Raw genomic sequence first — 14122 nt, forward strand, 5'->3', positions numbered from 1 at the left:
CCGCGCGCTCACCACATTGGCGCGTTCGCAATTCTGAATTGAAAACCCCGAACGAAACGGCTCAAGGAGACCACGACCATTCGCAGACCTTTCAAAGCAACGGCGCCCACCAAGGAGGGCCCGCGCTCCAACCGTGACATCCGGGTTCCCCGGGTCCAGCTTATCGACGCCGAAGGCCACAACCATGGCGATGTCTCCATCAACGACGCATTGCTGCTCGCCGAAGAGGCTGGGCTCGATCTGGTCGAGATATCGCCCAACGCAGCGCCGCCCGTCGTAAAAATTCTCGATCTCGGCAAGCTGAAATACGCCAACCAGAAGAAGGCGGCCGAGGCGCGCAAGAACCAGAAGGTCATCGAGATCAAAGAGATCAAGATGCGCCCGAACATCGACAGCCATGACTACGAGACCAAGATGAAAGCGGTCCGGCGGTTTTTCGAGGAAGGTGACAAGGTCAAGCTGACATTGCGCTTTCGCGGCCGCGAGATGGCGCATATGGAACTCGGCATGCAGCTTTTGAACAAGGTTCGCGAGGAAGTTGCACCGATCGCCAAAGTCGAAGCCGAACCGAAGCTCGAAGGCCGCCAGATGATGATGGTGCTGGCGCCCCGCTAAGCGATTCCGCTAAAGCGGTCCCGTCAAAGAAAAGGCCGCTTCGGCGGCCTTTTGTTTGTTTTTGTCTTCGCCATGATTTCTCCGCAAGTTGCATCGACAAGGATTCCGGTTGCCGGTCCTCGCGGCGAAAGGATTGTCCATGGCCGCTGCGGCACGTTCTCCGATTGAAAGATCGTTCGACGAAATGGGCCGCTATCAGCGGCGCCGGCGCGTCCTGCTGGCGCTGCTGGTCGGTGCTTTTTGCGCTTTGCTGATCTTCGGCGGCTCCACCCACGATGAACTGGGCCACGAACGCATAGAGGGGCAGTACGGCATCGCCCTGATACTGATCGGGATTGGCGGCCGGCTCTGGTCGATCCTCTATATCGGCGGCCGCAAGTCGGCCGAACTGGTTGCTACCGGCCCATATTCGGTGATGCGCAACCCGCTGTATTTTTTCTCCACCATAGGGGCCGCCGGCATCGGCGCCCAGACCGGCAGCGTGATCGTCTCGGTGGCGTCGGCGGTTTTGTGCGCGGCCGCGTTCTACATCGTCACACTGCGCGAGGAACGGCATTTGACGACCGTGCTCGGGGCGCCGTACAAGGACTACATCGCACGGGTGCCGCGGTTTTTTCCCAATCCCCGGCTTTATCGCGATCAGGCCGAGGTCACCTTCACACCGCGCATTTTTAATCACACGCTGCGCGACGGCTTGATGTTCGTGGCTTCCGTACCGTTTTTCGAACTCATCGAGTCCGGACAGGAAAGCGGTGTATTTCCCGTCCTCTTCTGGCTGTATTGAACTGCGGATGCCGCGATCGCCGGCAAGTTCCTCGACGATTGGATTCCCGACATGCTCAATGAAGTTAAATCGGCGCAGGCCGAACAAGCGCAGGCCAGGCGTGCGCTGGGCAGGTATCAGCACGCGCGCAGGATGGTGCTTGCCGCCCTCGTGGTCGTCATGTTCGCAGCGCTGCTGTTTGGCCAGTCTGCTTTTCCTCCCGAAAGCGTGCCGCACGAAACGATCGAAATGGTCGGCGTCCTGCTGATCTTTCTTGGCATCGTCGGGCGCTTGTGGTCGACGCTCTATATCGGCGGACGCAAATCCTCCGAGGTGGTTACCGGCGGACCCTATTCGATCACCCGCAATCCGCTCTATGTCTTCTCCTCGATAGCTGCCGCCGGCGTCGGCGCGCAGATGGGCTCGATCACTGCGGCGATCGGCTTCGCGGTGATTTGCGCCGCCGCCTTTCACGTCGTCATCCTGCGCGAAGAGACGTTCCTGAAGGAGGCCTTCGGAACGCCATTCCAGGCCTATATGGCGCGAGTGCCGCGCTTTTTCCCGAAGCTTTCGCTGTATCAGGAAGGCGACACCGGCGGCTTCAAGCCGCGCCTGCTGCGGACGACGCTGCTGGACGGACTGGTGTTCCTCGTTGCCATGCCGTTTTTCGAATCGATCGACGCCGCCCAGCAATCGGGCATACTGCCGGTGCTGTTCCGTTTCCCATAGGCCCATTGTGTGTCGGCAAAGGGTGTGTCGGCACAGGGTGTTGCACGCCGGCCCGCTTTGACGTATAGCACCGCCGTTCCCAAAAACCGCCCGGCAGGGCATGCCGTGGCGGTTTCATTTGCTTTTCGGGCTTTGGTCGGCCTGAAGCGAACAAAAAGCGCGATGATGCGCACATAAACGGAGTAGCAAAATGCCCAAGATGAAGACCAAGTCAGCCGCCAAGAAGCGGTTCAAGATCACAGGTACGGGAAAAGTCCTGTCGGCTGCGGCCGGCAAGCGTCACGGCATGATCAAGCGTTCCAACAAGTTCATTCGAAATGCCCGCGGCACGATGGTTCTGGCTGAACCGGATGGCAAGAAGGTCATCAAGAATTTTCTGCCGAACGGCCTCTAAGGCATTCGGTCTGGACAAGTTTTAAGGAGATCATGACATGGCACGCGTAAAAAGAGGCGTCACCTCGCACGCCAAGCACAAAAAGGTCCTGAAAGCCGCCAAGGGTTTCTACGGCCGCCGCAAGAACACCATTCGCATCGCCAAGCAGGCGGTGGAAAAGTCGCTGCAGTATGCCTACCGCGACCGCAAGAACCGTAAGCGTTCGTTCCGCGCTCTGTGGATCCAGCGCATCAATGCCGCGACCCACGAGCATGGCCTGACCTATGGCCGGTTCATCGACGGTCTCAACAAGGCCGGCATCGAGATCGATCGCAAGGTCCTGTCGGACATGGCCATCCACGAGCCGCAGGCATTTGCCGCCCTTGTGGCCAAGGCCAAGGTCGCGCTCGAGTACCTCAAGAACACCACGCCGAACGCTTTTGAAAGCGCTGTAGCCTAACCAGCGCCTTCCCAAGCACATCGACACTTGATTTGGGAAACCCGCGCTGGCAGGGCTGGCGCGGGTTTTTCTTTGCCTTCAATCGAGTCTGAAACATGAGTGACATGGAAACTCTCGAAAATTCCTTGATGAGCGACATTTCGTCGGCCACCGACGAGCAGGCGATCGAAGCCGTGCGTGTCTCAGCGCTCGGCAAGAAGGGCTCGGTCTCCGAAATGCTGAAGACGCTCGGCTCGATGAGCGCAGAAGAGCGCCAGATAAAAGGTCCGGCGATCAACGGTCTCAAGAACCGCATCACCGAGGCGCTTACCGCGCGCCGCGCCGAACTCAAGGACGCAGCGATCGCATCACGGCTCGCGGCGGAAAAGGTCGACGTCACACTGCCGGTGCGGCAATCGCCGGCCGAGCGCGGCCGCATCCATCCGATCAGCCAGGTCAGCGACGAGATTGCCGCGATCTTCGGCGACCTCGGCTTTGCCATCGCCGAAGGTCCCGATATCGAGACCGATTACTACAATTTCACTGCGCTGAACTTCCCGGAAGGCCATCCGGCGCGCGAGATGCATGACACCTTCTTTTTCCAGCCGGACGAGAAGGGCGAGCGCAAGCTTTTGCGCACCCACACCTCGCCGGTGCAGATCCGCACCATGGAGATGCAGAAGCCGCCGATCCGCATCGTCATTCCCGGAAAAACCTACCGCCAGGATTCCGATGCCACGCACTCGCCGATGTTCCATCAGGTCGAAGGGCTGGTGATCGACAGATCAGCCAACGTCGCCAACATGAAATGGGTGCTGGAGGAGTTCTGCAAGGCCTTCTTCGAGGTACGCCAGGTCAAGATGCGCTTCCGGCCGAGCTTCTTCCCGTTCACCGAACCCAGCATGGAGGTCGACATCCAGTGCGACCGTTCGCGGCCGGGCGAGGTGCGCTTTGGCGAAGGCTCCGACTGGATGGAGATCCTCGGTTGCGGCATGGTCCACCCCAATGTGCTGAGATATGGCGGGCTCGATCCCGACGAATATCAGGGCTTTGCCTGGGGCATGGGCATCGATCGCATCGCCATGCTGAAATACGGCATGCCGGACCTGCGCGCCTTCTTCGACGCCGATGTGCGCTGGCTGTCGCATTACGGCTTCCGGCCGCTCGACATGCCGACGCTGTTCGCAGGCTTGAGCACATGACAGCGGCCCACACCGGCGGCTGCCGCTGCGGCGCCGTGCGGTTCGAGGCTTCGGCCGAACCGCACCATGTCAGCTATTGCCATTGCGGCGATTGCCGGCGGGCCAGCGGCGCGCCGGTATCGGCCTTCGTCGGCTTCATCACCGAGCAGGTCGCCTTCACGGGTAAGGCGCTGAAGATGTTCGAGAACGGGCCGGTGACGCGCTCCTTTTGCGGCATCTGCGGCTCGCCGATCGCCTATGTCGATGAGCGGCTGGCCGACCACATCTACTTCATGCTCGGCGCCATGGACATGCCGGCCTATTTCAAGCCGACGCACCACGCCCATGTGCGCGAGCAGCTTCCCTTCGTGCACATGCCGGATGACTTGCCGAGACATCTGAAGACCAGCGTGCCCAGACCAGACGGAACACAGTCATGAAATTCACCCTCTCCTGGCTCAAGGACCACCTCGAGACCGACGCCTCGCTCAACGAGATCGTCGAGCGGCTGACCTCGATCGGCCTCGAAGTCGAGCATGTCGACGACAGATCGAGCCTAAAACCCTTCGTCATCGCCAAGGTGCTGGCGGCGGTGCAGCACCCCGATGCCGATCGGTTGCGCGTGCTGACGGTCGATACCGGCGACGGCAAGGCACCCGTGCAGGTTGTGTGCGGAGCGCCGAACGCCCGCGCGGGCCTGATCGGCGCCTTTGCAGCGCCCGGCACCTATGTTCCGGGCATCGACGTGACGCTGACGGTGGGCAAGATCAGGGGTGTCGAAAGCCACGGCATGATGTGCTCCGAGCGCGAGCTCGAGCTTTCCGAAGAGCATGACGGCATCATCGATCTGCCGGCCGATGCGCCGGTCGGCACCAGCTTCGCCGCCTATGCCCATCTCGACGATCCGGTCATAGAGATCAATTTGACGCCGAACCGTCCGGACGCGACCAGCGTCTACGGCATTGCCCGCGATCTGGCGGCGAGCGGGCTCGGCCGCCTCGTCGGCGGCGCGATCATGCCGCATGCCGGCAGCGGCATGTGCCCGGTGAAGGTGACGATCGAAGCCCCGGAGCTCTGCCCCGGCTTCGCCCTGAGATTGGTGAAAGGCGTGAACAACGGACCGTCGCCGAAATGGCTGCAGCAGCGGCTGATCGCCATTGGGCTTCGGCCGATCAGCGCGCTGGTCGATATCACCAATTTCGTCACCTTCGATCGCGGCCGGCCGCTGCATGTGTTCGACGCGAACAAGGTCGCCGGCAACCTTACCGTGCGCCGGGCGCGTGACGGTGAAAAGGTGCTGGCGCTTGACGGCCGCGAATACACGCTGACGCCTGACATGTGCGTGATAGCAGACCAGGACGGCGTCGAATCGATCGCCGGCATCATGGGCGGCGAACATTCCGGCTGCGACGAGAACACCACCGACGTGCTGATCGAATCGGCGCTGTGGGATCCGATCACCACGGCCCGCACCGGCCGCACGCTCGGCATCTTCAGCGATGCGCGCTACCGCTTCGAGCGCGGCGTCGACCCGGAATTCATGGTGCCCGGCGTGGAGTTGGCGACCAAGCTGGTGCTGGACTTCTGCGGCGGCACGCCGACCGAAACCGAAGTCGTCGGCTATGCCGGTCACGCGCCGAAGATCGTTTCCTTCCCGCTGTCGGAAGTGAGGCGGCTGACCGGCACAGAGGTGCCCATGGAGGAGAGCCTCGCCATTCTTTCGCGCCTCGGCTTCAAGCCGGAAGGCGCGGGCGATGTCGTCGATGTGGCGGTGCCGTCCTGGCGGCCGGATGTCGACGGCAAGGCCGATCTGGTCGAGGAGGTCATGCGCATCCATGGCGTCGACAACATCGCGCCGCAGCCGCTCGGCGCGCACGATGCCGTCAACGCCAAGATCCTGACTGTCCTGCAGGTCCGCACCCGCGCCGCCAAGCGGGCGCTTGCGGTGCGCGGCATGATGGAGGCGGTCACCTGGTCGTTCATTCCGGCAAAACATGCCGAACTGTTCGGCGGCGGCCAGACCGCACTCAGGCTCGCCAATCCGATCGCTGCCGACATGTCCGACATGCGGCCGTCGCTGCTGCCGGGCCTGATCGCCGCCGCGCAGCGCAATGCCGACAAGGGCATCGGCGATGTAGCGCTGTTCGAAGTGTCCGGCACCTACGAGGGTGACGCGGCCGACCAGCAGCGGCGCGTCGCCGCCGGCGTGCGGCGCGGCACGGCCAAGCTCGAAGGCTCCAGCCGCCACTGGGCCGGCAATGCCGATCCGGTCGGCGTGTTCGACGCCAAGGCCGACGCGATCGCAGCACTTGAAGCCTGCGGTGCGCCGGTCGAGCGGCTGCAGATCGAGGCCGGCGGCCCGGCCTGGTATCATCCCGGCCGCTCCGGCACGATCAAGCTCGGGCCCAAGGTCATTTTGGGCACGTTCGGCGAGTTCCACCCGAAGACGCTGGAGGAACTCGACGTCTCCGGGCCGCTCTGCGGCTTCGAGGTTTTCATCGATGCCGTGCCCGAGCCGAAGGCCAAGCCGACGCGGACAAAACCGAGACTGGAACTGTCCGCCTTCCAGGCGGTCAAGCGCGATTTCGCCTTCGTTGTCGACAAGGCGGTCGAAGCCGGCACGCTGACCCGCGCAGCCCTTGCCGCCGACAGGAAGCTGATCACCAACGTCTCGGTCTTCGATGTTTTCGAAGGGGCGTCACTCGGCGCAGCCAAGAAATCGATCGCCATTGAAGTGTCGATCCAGCCGGTCGAAAGGACGCTGACCGACGAGGATTTCGAGGCGCTGGCCAAGCGCATCGTCGAGAATGTGCATAAGCAGACCGGTGGCGTGCTCAGAGCCTGACGCTGCGAGCACATGGCGATCACTGTCGTGCCGTGGTGAGCCGAGTATTCTCCGCAGAAGTTGGCGGGACAGCGCCCTCTCTGTCCTGTCGGACATCTCCTCCGACAGGGGTGAGAGTGGCTGTTTCGCCGTCCCGCCATCTTACGGCGTTGGCAGTTGGCGAAAGTGGGAGAGATCCAATCTCCCCACTTGAGGGGAGATGTCCGGCAGGAGAGAGGGGGGTGTCTCGTGCCCACGTCTCGCAATTGTTGCGCGGGGCTCGAAAAAGGCGCATCGAAACGCCCCGTTTCGATTACTCCGTAGATCACCGTTCATCCATTGACCAGCGGAAGCATTTCTTCGGTGTAGCGCTTGCCGACGACCTTCTCCGGCGACAGGGCGTCGCCAATGGCCGCCACTTCCGCCCGGCTCAGCGCAATCTGTGCTGCTGCCGCATTCTGCTCGAGATGGCGGGTTTTTCGCGCACCGGGGATCGGCACGATGAAATCGCCCTGATGCAGCACCCAGGCGAGCGCCAGCTGCGCCGGCGTCACGCCCTTGTCCGCCGCCATTGTCTCCAGCGTGGCGACAACGGCCGCATTGGCGGCCATGGCGTCGGCCTGGAAGCGCGGTAGTCCACGCCGCCAGTCATCGGCACCGAGCACCTCTGGCTTGGCGATCGTTCCGGTCAGCAGGCCGCGGCCGAGCGGGCTGTAGGGACAAAGCCGATGCCGAGTTCGCGGCAGACGGCGAACACCTCTTCCTCCGGATCGCGGCTCCACAGCGAATATTCGCTCTGCACGGCTGATATCGGATGCACCGCATGCGCCCGGCGAATGGTCGCGGCACTCGCCTCCGACAGGCCGAGCGCGCGCACCTTGCCCTCGCGCACCAGCTCGGCCATGGCGCCGACCGTATCCTCGATCGGCACATTGGGATCGACGCGATGCTGGTAGTACAGGTCGATCACCTCGGTGCCCAGCCGCTTCAATGACGCTTCGGCCACCGCCTTGACGTGTTCGGGGCGGCTGTCGACACCCGCCATGCGCTCGACGCCGTTGCCTTCTTCAAGGATTTTGAAACCGAATTTCGTCGCGATCGTCACCTGGTCACGCACCGGCTTCAGCGCCTTGCCGAGCAGGATCTCATTCTCGTACGGGCCATAGACCTCGGCCGTGTCGAAGAAATTGACGCCGATATCGACGGCGCGGCGCAGTGTGGCGATCGCGTCCACCTCCGGCTGGCCGCCATAGCCGAAGCTCATCCCCATGCAGCCGAGGCCGACCGGATAGACGTCAAGTTCATTTCCAAGCTTGCGGGTTTGCATCACGCGTCTCCTTGTTGTGATGCGACAGAGATAGCGCCTTGCACCGCGTTCTATAATCGGCTCTTACTCGCACGGGCTGTTCTAAAAAATAGATCAATGAACCGAACGCATCTCTCCCAACTTGCGGTGCTGGCAACCGTCGCCCAGTGCGGCAGCTTTCGCGGTGCGGCCAAGGAGCTCGGCATAGCGCCCTCCGCAGTCAGCCATGCGGTTTCCAGCCTGGAGGCGCGTCTTGGCGTGCGGCTCCTGGCGCGCAGCACGCGCAGCGTCGCCCCGACCGAGGAAGGCGCGCAGCTGCTCGAGCGGCTGAGGCCGGCGCTGTCGGAAATCGATCTGGCGCTGGAATCGGCTGTCGAGGCGCGCGACCGGCCGGCTGGCAATCTCCGGCTGACCGTGCCGCGCACCGCCGCCCACCTGGCGCTGACGCCGCGGCTCGGTGCCTTTGCATCGGCCTATCCCGACATCGTGCTGGAGATCGTCATCGAAGACCGCTTCACCGATGTGGTCGAAGGCGGCTTCGACGCCGGCGTCCGGCTCGGCGAGAGCCTGCAACGCGACATGATCGCTGTGCGCATCGGTCCAAACCTTCGCGGCGCCGTCGTCGGCGCGCCATCCTATTTCGCGACCATGCCCAGGCCGCGCCATCCACACGATCTCGTCGGTCACCGTTGCATCCGCTTCCGTTTCTCCAGCGGCATCCTCTACCGCTGGGAATTCGAGAAGGACGGCGAGGAGATCGAGCTGGCGGTGCAAGGGCCGCTGATCCTCGACGAGGACCATCTGATCGCCAATGCGGCGGCCGACGGCGCTGGGCTTGCCTTCCTGTTCGAGGACTATGTCCGCGAGGCGTTGGCCACCGGCCGGCTCATTCGCGTGCTGGAAGACTGGTGCCCGCCCTTCGACGGTTTCTTCGCCTACTATCCGAGCCGCCGCCAGATGCGGCCGGCGCTGCGAGCCTTTGTCGATTTCTTCAAGATAGAAAGCCGGCTTGTAGGAGCGTCGTCGGCTTCGACATGACACATACAGGTAGAAGGGGATAGCCTTTGCAGGACCTGGTTTCCTCCCCCTTTGCGGAGACGAGGAACCCAAGCTCTGCGGAGGGCAGCGCCGGCATCCGAACAAGCCGCAGACGATCGGCTTGCTCGCTGCCATGCTTCGCATTGGCTTTTTTGCCGATTTCAGGCAAACCTCCACGCCTGCAATTTGAAGAGGGAGAAGCCTGATGTTCCGATGGGGTGTTTTGTCGACGGCCAAGATCGGCCGCGAGCATCTTTTGCCTGCAATGGTCGAGGCGGAGAACGGCGTGCTGTCGGCGATCGCCAGCCGCGACCTGTCGAAAGCCCGTGCCCTGGCCGATCGGTTCGGCGCCCCCCATGCCTTCGGCTCCTATGACGAGCTGCTCGCATCCAGGGATGTCGACGGCGTCTACATCCCGCTGCCGACCGCCCAGCATGTCGAATGGACCGCCAAGGCGATCGAGGCCGGCAAGCATGTTCTGGTCGAAAAGCCGCTGGCGCTCGACGCCAGGGACATTCCGCCGCTGATCAAGCTGCGCGACGCCAAAAACGTGCTGGTCTGCGAAGCCTTCATGGTCGTCTACCACCCGCAATGGGTCAAGGTGCGCGAGCTGATCGCCAACGGCGCCATCGGCCGGCTGCGCCATGTCCAGGGCGCGTTCTCCTACTACAATGTCGATCCCAATAACATGCGCAACCAGCTCGACCTCGGTGGCGGCGCGCTGCCCGACATCGGCGTCTACCCGACGGTGTCGACGCGCTTTTCGACGGGCAAGGAGCCGCTGCGCGTCCAGGCGACGATCGAGCGCGACAAGACATTCGGCACCGACATCTACTCCTCGATCCGCGCCGATTTCGGCGACTTCGAATTGTCGTTCTATCTGTCGACGCAGATGGCGGCGCGGCAGGTGATGGTGTTCCACGGCGAGAAGGGCTTCATCGAGGTGCTTTCGCCGTTCAACGCCGGCATCTACGACCACCATCGCATCGAGCTGCACAACCAGAACCACAGCGAGGCGCAAGTGTTCCGCTTCCCCGGCATGCAGCAATACCGGCTGGAGGTCGAGGCCTTCGCGCGGGCGGCACAGGGCGGCACCGACCGCGTCTTCACGCTGGAAGAGTCCGTGCTCAACCAGAAGGTCATCGACGCCATCTTCCGCGCCGGCGAGAAGGAAGGCTGGGAGACGGTCTGACAATCGTCAGCCGGGGAGGAGAGCCGGGGGAGAAAGTGGCTGACGATGCGGATGTGATCATTGTCGGCGCCGGCCTTGCCGGGCTCGTCGCGGCGGCCGAGCTGGCCGAGGCCGGCAAGAAGACCATCGTTGTCGACCAGGAGCCTGAACAGTCGCTCGGCGGCCAGGCGTTCTGGTCGCTTGGCGGCATCTTCCTCGTCGATTCGCCCGAGCAGCGGCGCATGCGCATCCGCGATTCGCATGATCTGGCGCTCGAGGACTGGCTTGGCACCGCCGCCTTCGACCGTGCGGAAGATTTTTGGCCGCGCCGCTGGGCCGAGGCCTATGTCGGCTTCGCCGTCGGCGAGAAGCGCTCCTGGCTGACGCAGCGCGGCATGAAGTTCTTCCCAATCGTCGGCTGGGCCGAGCGCGGCGGCGGCAACGCCGTCGGCCACGGCAATTCGGTGCCGCGCTTTCACGTCACCTGGGGCACCGGGCCGGGCGTGCTCGACCCGTTCGTACGGCGCGTGCGCGAGGCCGAGAATAGCGGGCTGATCCGATTCAAATTCCGCCACCGGGTCAACGAACTGACGCAGACAGGCGCCGCCGTGAATGGCGTGCGCGGCGACATGCTTGAGCCGAGCGATGTCGAGCGCGGCCGCAGGAGTTCGCGCGATATCGCCGGCGATTTCGAGCTCAAGGCGCAAGCGGTCATCGTCGCCTCCGGCGGCATCGGCGGCAATCCCGAGCTTGTCCGCAAAAACTGGCCGCAGCGGCTCGGCACGCCGCCCAAGTGCATGATCTCTGGCGTTCCCGACCATGTCGACGGCCGCATGCTGGCGATCACCGAACAGGCCGGCGGCAGCATCATCAACCGCGACCGCATGTGGCACTATGTCGAAGGCATCAGGAACTGGGCGCCGCTCTGGACCGACCATGCAATCCGCATCCTGCCCGGCCCGTCGTCGCTGTGGCTCGACGCCCGCGGCAAGCGCCTGCCGGTGCCGCTCTATCCCGGCTTCGACACGCTGGGCACGCTCAGCCACATCATGAGCACCGGCTACGATTATTCCTGGTTCATCCTGACCAAAAAGATCATCCAGAAGGAGTTCGCGCTGTCGGGCTCCGAGCAGAACCCCGACCTCACCGGAAAAAGCTGGCGCCAAGTGCTTGGCCGCGCCACATCGGGCGTTCCCGGTCCGGTAAAGGCGTTCATGGAGAAGGGCGAGGATTTCATCGTCGAGCCTGATTTGCCGGCGCTGGTCGCCCGCATGAACGCGCTTGTCGGCGGCGAGCCGCTGCTCGAACTGGCGCAGGTCAAGCACGAAATCCGCGCCCGTGACCGGCAGCTCGACAATCCGTTCTCCAAGGATATGCAGATCACCGCTTTGCGCGGCGCCCGAGCCTATCTCGGCGACCGGCTGATCCGCACGGCCAAGCCGCACAAGATGCTCGACCCTGCCAATGGGCCGCTGATCGCGGTCAGGCTCAACATCCTGACCCGCAAGACGCTGGGCGGTTTGCAGACCGATCTCGACAGCCGCGTCCTGGGTACCGATGGCCAACCGGTCGAAGGATTGTACGCGGTTGGCGAAGCCGCCGGTTTCGGCGGCGGCGGCATGCATGGCTATGCGGCGCTGGAAGGGACGTTTCTTGGCGGCTGCATTTTTTCAGGCCGCAGCGCCGGCCGGGCGGCGTCGCGGGCAGTGGGGTAGGACCCTCACCAGATCCATTCGCCGCGTCCCAGAGCCGATACCGCGTCAACGATCCGGGTAAAGCTCGAGCGCGCACGACCGACCGTGTGCCGGCCTCTGAGATAGCCATGCACCAGCCCCGGCTCTTCGAACCAGTAGGCGTGACCCTCCTCCGCGACGAGGCGGTCGCGATAGGCCTCGCCGTCTGACGACAGCGGGTCGCATTGGGCGGTGATCAGCACAGTCGGCGGCAGATTGGCAAAATCGGCATCGGCCAGCGGCGACAGCGTGAGATCGCCGGTGCGGTCTTCGCCGCCGGTCCTGATATTCGTGTAGAAATCGAGGTCGCGGACCGTCAGCATCGGCGCCTCGGCATGGGTCACGTAAGAGCTTTGCGAGCGGTCGCCGCCAAGGCCGGGATAGATCAGCACCTGGCCGATCGGCCTTCGTGCATGGCCGCGCGTCGCATGGCTGACCGCGGCGGCAAGATTGCCGCCGGCGCTGTCGCCGCAAAGCAGGATCGGGCGCTTGTAGGTCGTCGCCGCCCATTCGAAGGCGCTGATGGCATCGTCGAAGCCGGCCGGATGCAGATGTTCCGGCGCCAGCCGGTAATCGACCGAAACCAGCTCATAGCCGGTGCGGCTGCAAAGCTCGGCGCAGAGGTCGTCATGGCTGTCGAGCCCGCCGAGGATATAACCGCCGCCATGGAAATAAAGCACCATCGCCGCCGCTTCCGGCGCGGGTGTGCGGTAGATGCGGATCGGGATGGGATGCGAAGGCGTGGCAATGGCGGTGGTCTCCGCCGTAACGTTGTCTGGGTGGCCGGCAGAGAATTCACGGCACATGCGGTCGTAGATGTCGCGCTGCTGATCGATCGTGTAGTCGATCGCATCAGGCGGATAGTAGGAATTGGTCCGCTCGATGAAGGCCCAGGTCTCGGCGTCGATCAGTTTTTTGTAGTCGGTCATGGACGCTGACCGGATCGCAACGAATTCGCCTGGACACCCCCCTCTGGCCTGCCCTGTTTGACAGAATTTGGCATCTCCCCCTCAAGGGGGGAGATTGGCAGCTTCGGCCTTGCAGCCCATCTTGCAACGTTGGAGATTGGCGAAAATCGAAGCGACATCCGATCTCCCCCCTTGAGGGGGAGATGGCCGGCAGGCCAGAGGGGGGTGTGACGGAGTGCCGTCATTTCAACAATACCTTCACTTCCCCTTCCACACTGGGTCGCGCTTTTCGGCAAAGGCGCGAAAACCCTCGAGATTGTCCTCCGAGCCGTACAGTGCGTCAACCGTCGGCAATTGGCGGCGCGTCACCCGGTTCATCGCGTCCTGGAAGGTGAGTGCTTCGGCGACCCGCGCCGTCTCCTTGATCGCGGCAAAGACCAGCGGCGGACCGCCGGCGAGCAGTCGTGCGATCTCCCAGACGCGATCCTCGAGCTTCTCCTTGGGCAGAACCTCGTTGACCAGACCCCAGCGATGCGCTTCGGCGACATCCATCCAGCGGCCGGTGAACAAAAGGTCCATGGCGACATGATAGGGAATGCGCTTCGGCAGCTTGATCGTCGCTGCATCGGCCAGCGTGCCGGCGCGAATTTCCGGCAGCGCAAAGGAGGAGTGATCCGACGCGTAGATGAGGTCGCAGGACAGCGCCAGCTCGAAGCCGCCGCCGACCGCCATGCCGTTGACGCAGGCGATGACCGGCTTGTTGAAATCGCGCAGCTCCTGCAGCCCGCCGAACCCGCCGACGCCATAGTCGCCGTCGACAGCATCGCCGCCGGCCGCGGCTTTCAGGTCCCAGCCGGCGCAGAAGAACTTGTCGCCGGCGGTCTTGACGATGGCGACCCGCAGATCCGGATCGTCGCGGAACGCCTTGAAGGTCTCGCCCATCAGCCGCGAGGTGTTGAGGTCGATAGCGTTGGCCTTGGGCCGATCGAGCGTGACTTCGAGGATCGTGCCCTCGCGGCGGGTGGTGATGACGTCAGACATT

At 63.5% G+C, this 14122-nt stretch carries 13 protein-coding genes and 1 pseudogene; 11 read left to right on the forward strand and 3 right to left on the reverse strand.

Translation table 11 applies throughout. The features are described 5' to 3' along the window. Nucleotides 1-78 precede the first annotated feature (78 nt). The 8 genes from infC to pheT all read left to right on the forward strand — a co-directional run bounded on the left by infC (nucleotide 79) and on the right by pheT (nucleotide 6945). Entirely contained in the window at nucleotides 79-615 is a 537-nt protein-coding gene (gene infC / locus AC0L3O_RS16640) for a translation initiation factor IF-3 (protein WP_287220710.1), read from the forward strand. Between the two features lie 139 nt (nucleotides 616-754). Continuing rightward, nucleotides 755-1399 (forward strand): methyltransferase family protein, encoded by a 645-nt coding sequence (locus AC0L3O_RS16645; RefSeq protein WP_473616082.1) that lies wholly within the window; start codon nucleotides 755-757, stop codon nucleotides 1397-1399. Nucleotides 1400-1450: 51 nt separating this feature from the next. Beyond that, nucleotides 1451-2107 (forward strand): methyltransferase family protein, encoded by a 657-nt coding sequence (locus AC0L3O_RS16650; RefSeq protein WP_128244572.1) that lies wholly within the window; start codon nucleotides 1451-1453, stop codon nucleotides 2105-2107. A gap of 190 nt (nucleotides 2108-2297) precedes the next feature. Next, complete coding sequence (rpmI, locus tag AC0L3O_RS16655; RefSeq protein WP_006201248.1) at nucleotides 2298-2501, forward strand: 50S ribosomal protein L35; 204 nt, start codon at nucleotides 2298-2300, stop codon at nucleotides 2499-2501. A 37-nt stretch (nucleotides 2502-2538) separates the two neighbouring features. Next, nucleotides 2539-2940: a 50S ribosomal protein L20 gene (gene rplT, locus AC0L3O_RS16660; RefSeq protein WP_023796882.1), complete on the forward strand. Its 402-nt coding sequence runs from the start codon at nucleotides 2539-2541 to the stop codon at nucleotides 2938-2940. Between the two features lie 95 nt (nucleotides 2941-3035). Continuing rightward, nucleotides 3036-4121 carry a phenylalanine--tRNA ligase subunit alpha gene (pheS, locus tag AC0L3O_RS16665; protein WP_473616083.1) on the forward strand — a complete coding sequence of 362 codons (1086 nt, stop codon included), beginning with the start codon at nucleotides 3036-3038 and terminating at the stop codon, nucleotides 4119-4121. Further along, nucleotides 4118-4540: a GFA family protein gene (locus AC0L3O_RS16670; protein WP_027152017.1), complete on the forward strand. Its 423-nt coding sequence runs from the start codon at nucleotides 4118-4120 to the stop codon at nucleotides 4538-4540. Before pheS ends, AC0L3O_RS16670 begins: the two co-directional genes overlap by 4 nt. Further along, a complete protein-coding gene (pheT, locus tag AC0L3O_RS16675) occupies nucleotides 4537-6945 on the forward strand; it encodes a phenylalanine--tRNA ligase subunit beta (protein ID WP_473616084.1) in 2409 nt (802 codons plus the stop codon). The genes AC0L3O_RS16670 and pheT overlap by 4 nt, the downstream gene beginning before the upstream one ends. Before the next feature lie 311 nt (nucleotides 6946-7256). Here pheT and AC0L3O_RS16680 read toward each other — a convergent pair. Next, nucleotides 7257-8251 (reverse strand): annotated as a pseudogene (locus tag AC0L3O_RS16680) (aldo/keto reductase). A gap of 96 nt (nucleotides 8252-8347) precedes the next feature. Here AC0L3O_RS16680 and AC0L3O_RS16685 point away from each other — a divergent pair. From AC0L3O_RS16685 to AC0L3O_RS16695, 3 genes are all read left to right on the forward strand, one after another. Continuing rightward, nucleotides 8348-9268, forward strand: coding sequence for a LysR family transcriptional regulator (locus AC0L3O_RS16685; RefSeq protein ID WP_023796877.1), 921 nt, complete (start codon nucleotides 8348-8350; stop codon nucleotides 9266-9268). Nucleotides 9269-9473: 205 nt separating this feature from the next. Continuing rightward, nucleotides 9474-10460, forward strand: a complete 987-nt coding sequence (locus AC0L3O_RS16690; protein ID WP_128172863.1) for a Gfo/Idh/MocA family protein — start codon at nucleotides 9474-9476, stop codon at nucleotides 10458-10460. Between the two features lie 35 nt (nucleotides 10461-10495). Then, entirely contained in the window at nucleotides 10496-12154 is a 1659-nt protein-coding gene (locus AC0L3O_RS16695; RefSeq protein ID WP_473616085.1) for an FAD-binding dehydrogenase, read from the forward strand. 5 nt (nucleotides 12155-12159) lie between these two features. Here the strand turns inward: AC0L3O_RS16695 and AC0L3O_RS16700 are convergent, their stop codons facing one another. Both AC0L3O_RS16700 and AC0L3O_RS16705 read right to left on the reverse strand, forming a co-directional pair. After that, the gene (locus tag AC0L3O_RS16700; RefSeq protein WP_023796875.1) at nucleotides 12160-13101 is read right to left on the reverse strand and encodes an alpha/beta hydrolase; all 942 of its coding nucleotides are present in this window, start codon (nucleotides 13099-13101) and stop codon (nucleotides 12160-12162) included. Nucleotides 13102-13338: 237 nt separating this feature from the next. Continuing rightward, nucleotides 13339-14121 (reverse strand): carnitinyl-CoA dehydratase, encoded by a 783-nt coding sequence (locus AC0L3O_RS16705; RefSeq protein ID WP_023796874.1) that lies wholly within the window; start codon nucleotides 14119-14121, stop codon nucleotides 13339-13341. Between the last annotated feature and the right edge of the window lies 1 nt (nucleotide 14122).

This window comes from Mesorhizobium sp. WSM4810, from assembly GCF_055811235.1.

Bases quoted from the DNA above. Each gene is read 5' to 3' on its own strand.
- AC0L3O_RS16685 (WP_023796877.1), top strand. From the start codon at position 8,348: ATGAACCGAACGCATCTCTCCCAACTTGCGGTGCTGGCAACCGTCGCC.
- AC0L3O_RS16670 (WP_027152017.1), top strand. From the start codon at position 4,118: ATGACAGCGGCCCACACCGGCGGCTGCCGCTGCGGCGCCGTGCGGTTC.
- AC0L3O_RS16700 (WP_023796875.1), bottom strand. From the start codon at position 13,101: ATGACCGACTACAAAAAACTGATCGACGCCGAGACCTGGGCCTTCATC.
- pheT (WP_473616084.1), top strand. From the start codon at position 4,537: ATGAAATTCACCCTCTCCTGGCTCAAGGACCACCTCGAGACCGACGCC.
- AC0L3O_RS16650 (WP_128244572.1), top strand. From the start codon at position 1,451: ATGCTCAATGAAGTTAAATCGGCGCAGGCCGAACAAGCGCAGGCCAGG.
- rplT (WP_023796882.1), top strand. From the start codon at position 2,539: ATGGCACGCGTAAAAAGAGGCGTCACCTCGCACGCCAAGCACAAAAAG.
- AC0L3O_RS16645 (WP_473616082.1), top strand. From the start codon at position 755: ATGGCCGCTGCGGCACGTTCTCCGATTGAAAGATCGTTCGACGAAATG.
- rpmI (WP_006201248.1), top strand. From the start codon at position 2,298: ATGCCCAAGATGAAGACCAAGTCAGCCGCCAAGAAGCGGTTCAAGATC.
- AC0L3O_RS16705 (WP_023796874.1), bottom strand. From the start codon at position 14,121: ATGTCTGACGTCATCACCACCCGCCGCGAGGGCACGATCCTCGAAGTC.
- AC0L3O_RS16690 (WP_128172863.1), top strand. From the start codon at position 9,474: ATGTTCCGATGGGGTGTTTTGTCGACGGCCAAGATCGGCCGCGAGCAT.
- pheS (WP_473616083.1), top strand. From the start codon at position 3,036: ATGAGTGACATGGAAACTCTCGAAAATTCCTTGATGAGCGACATTTCG.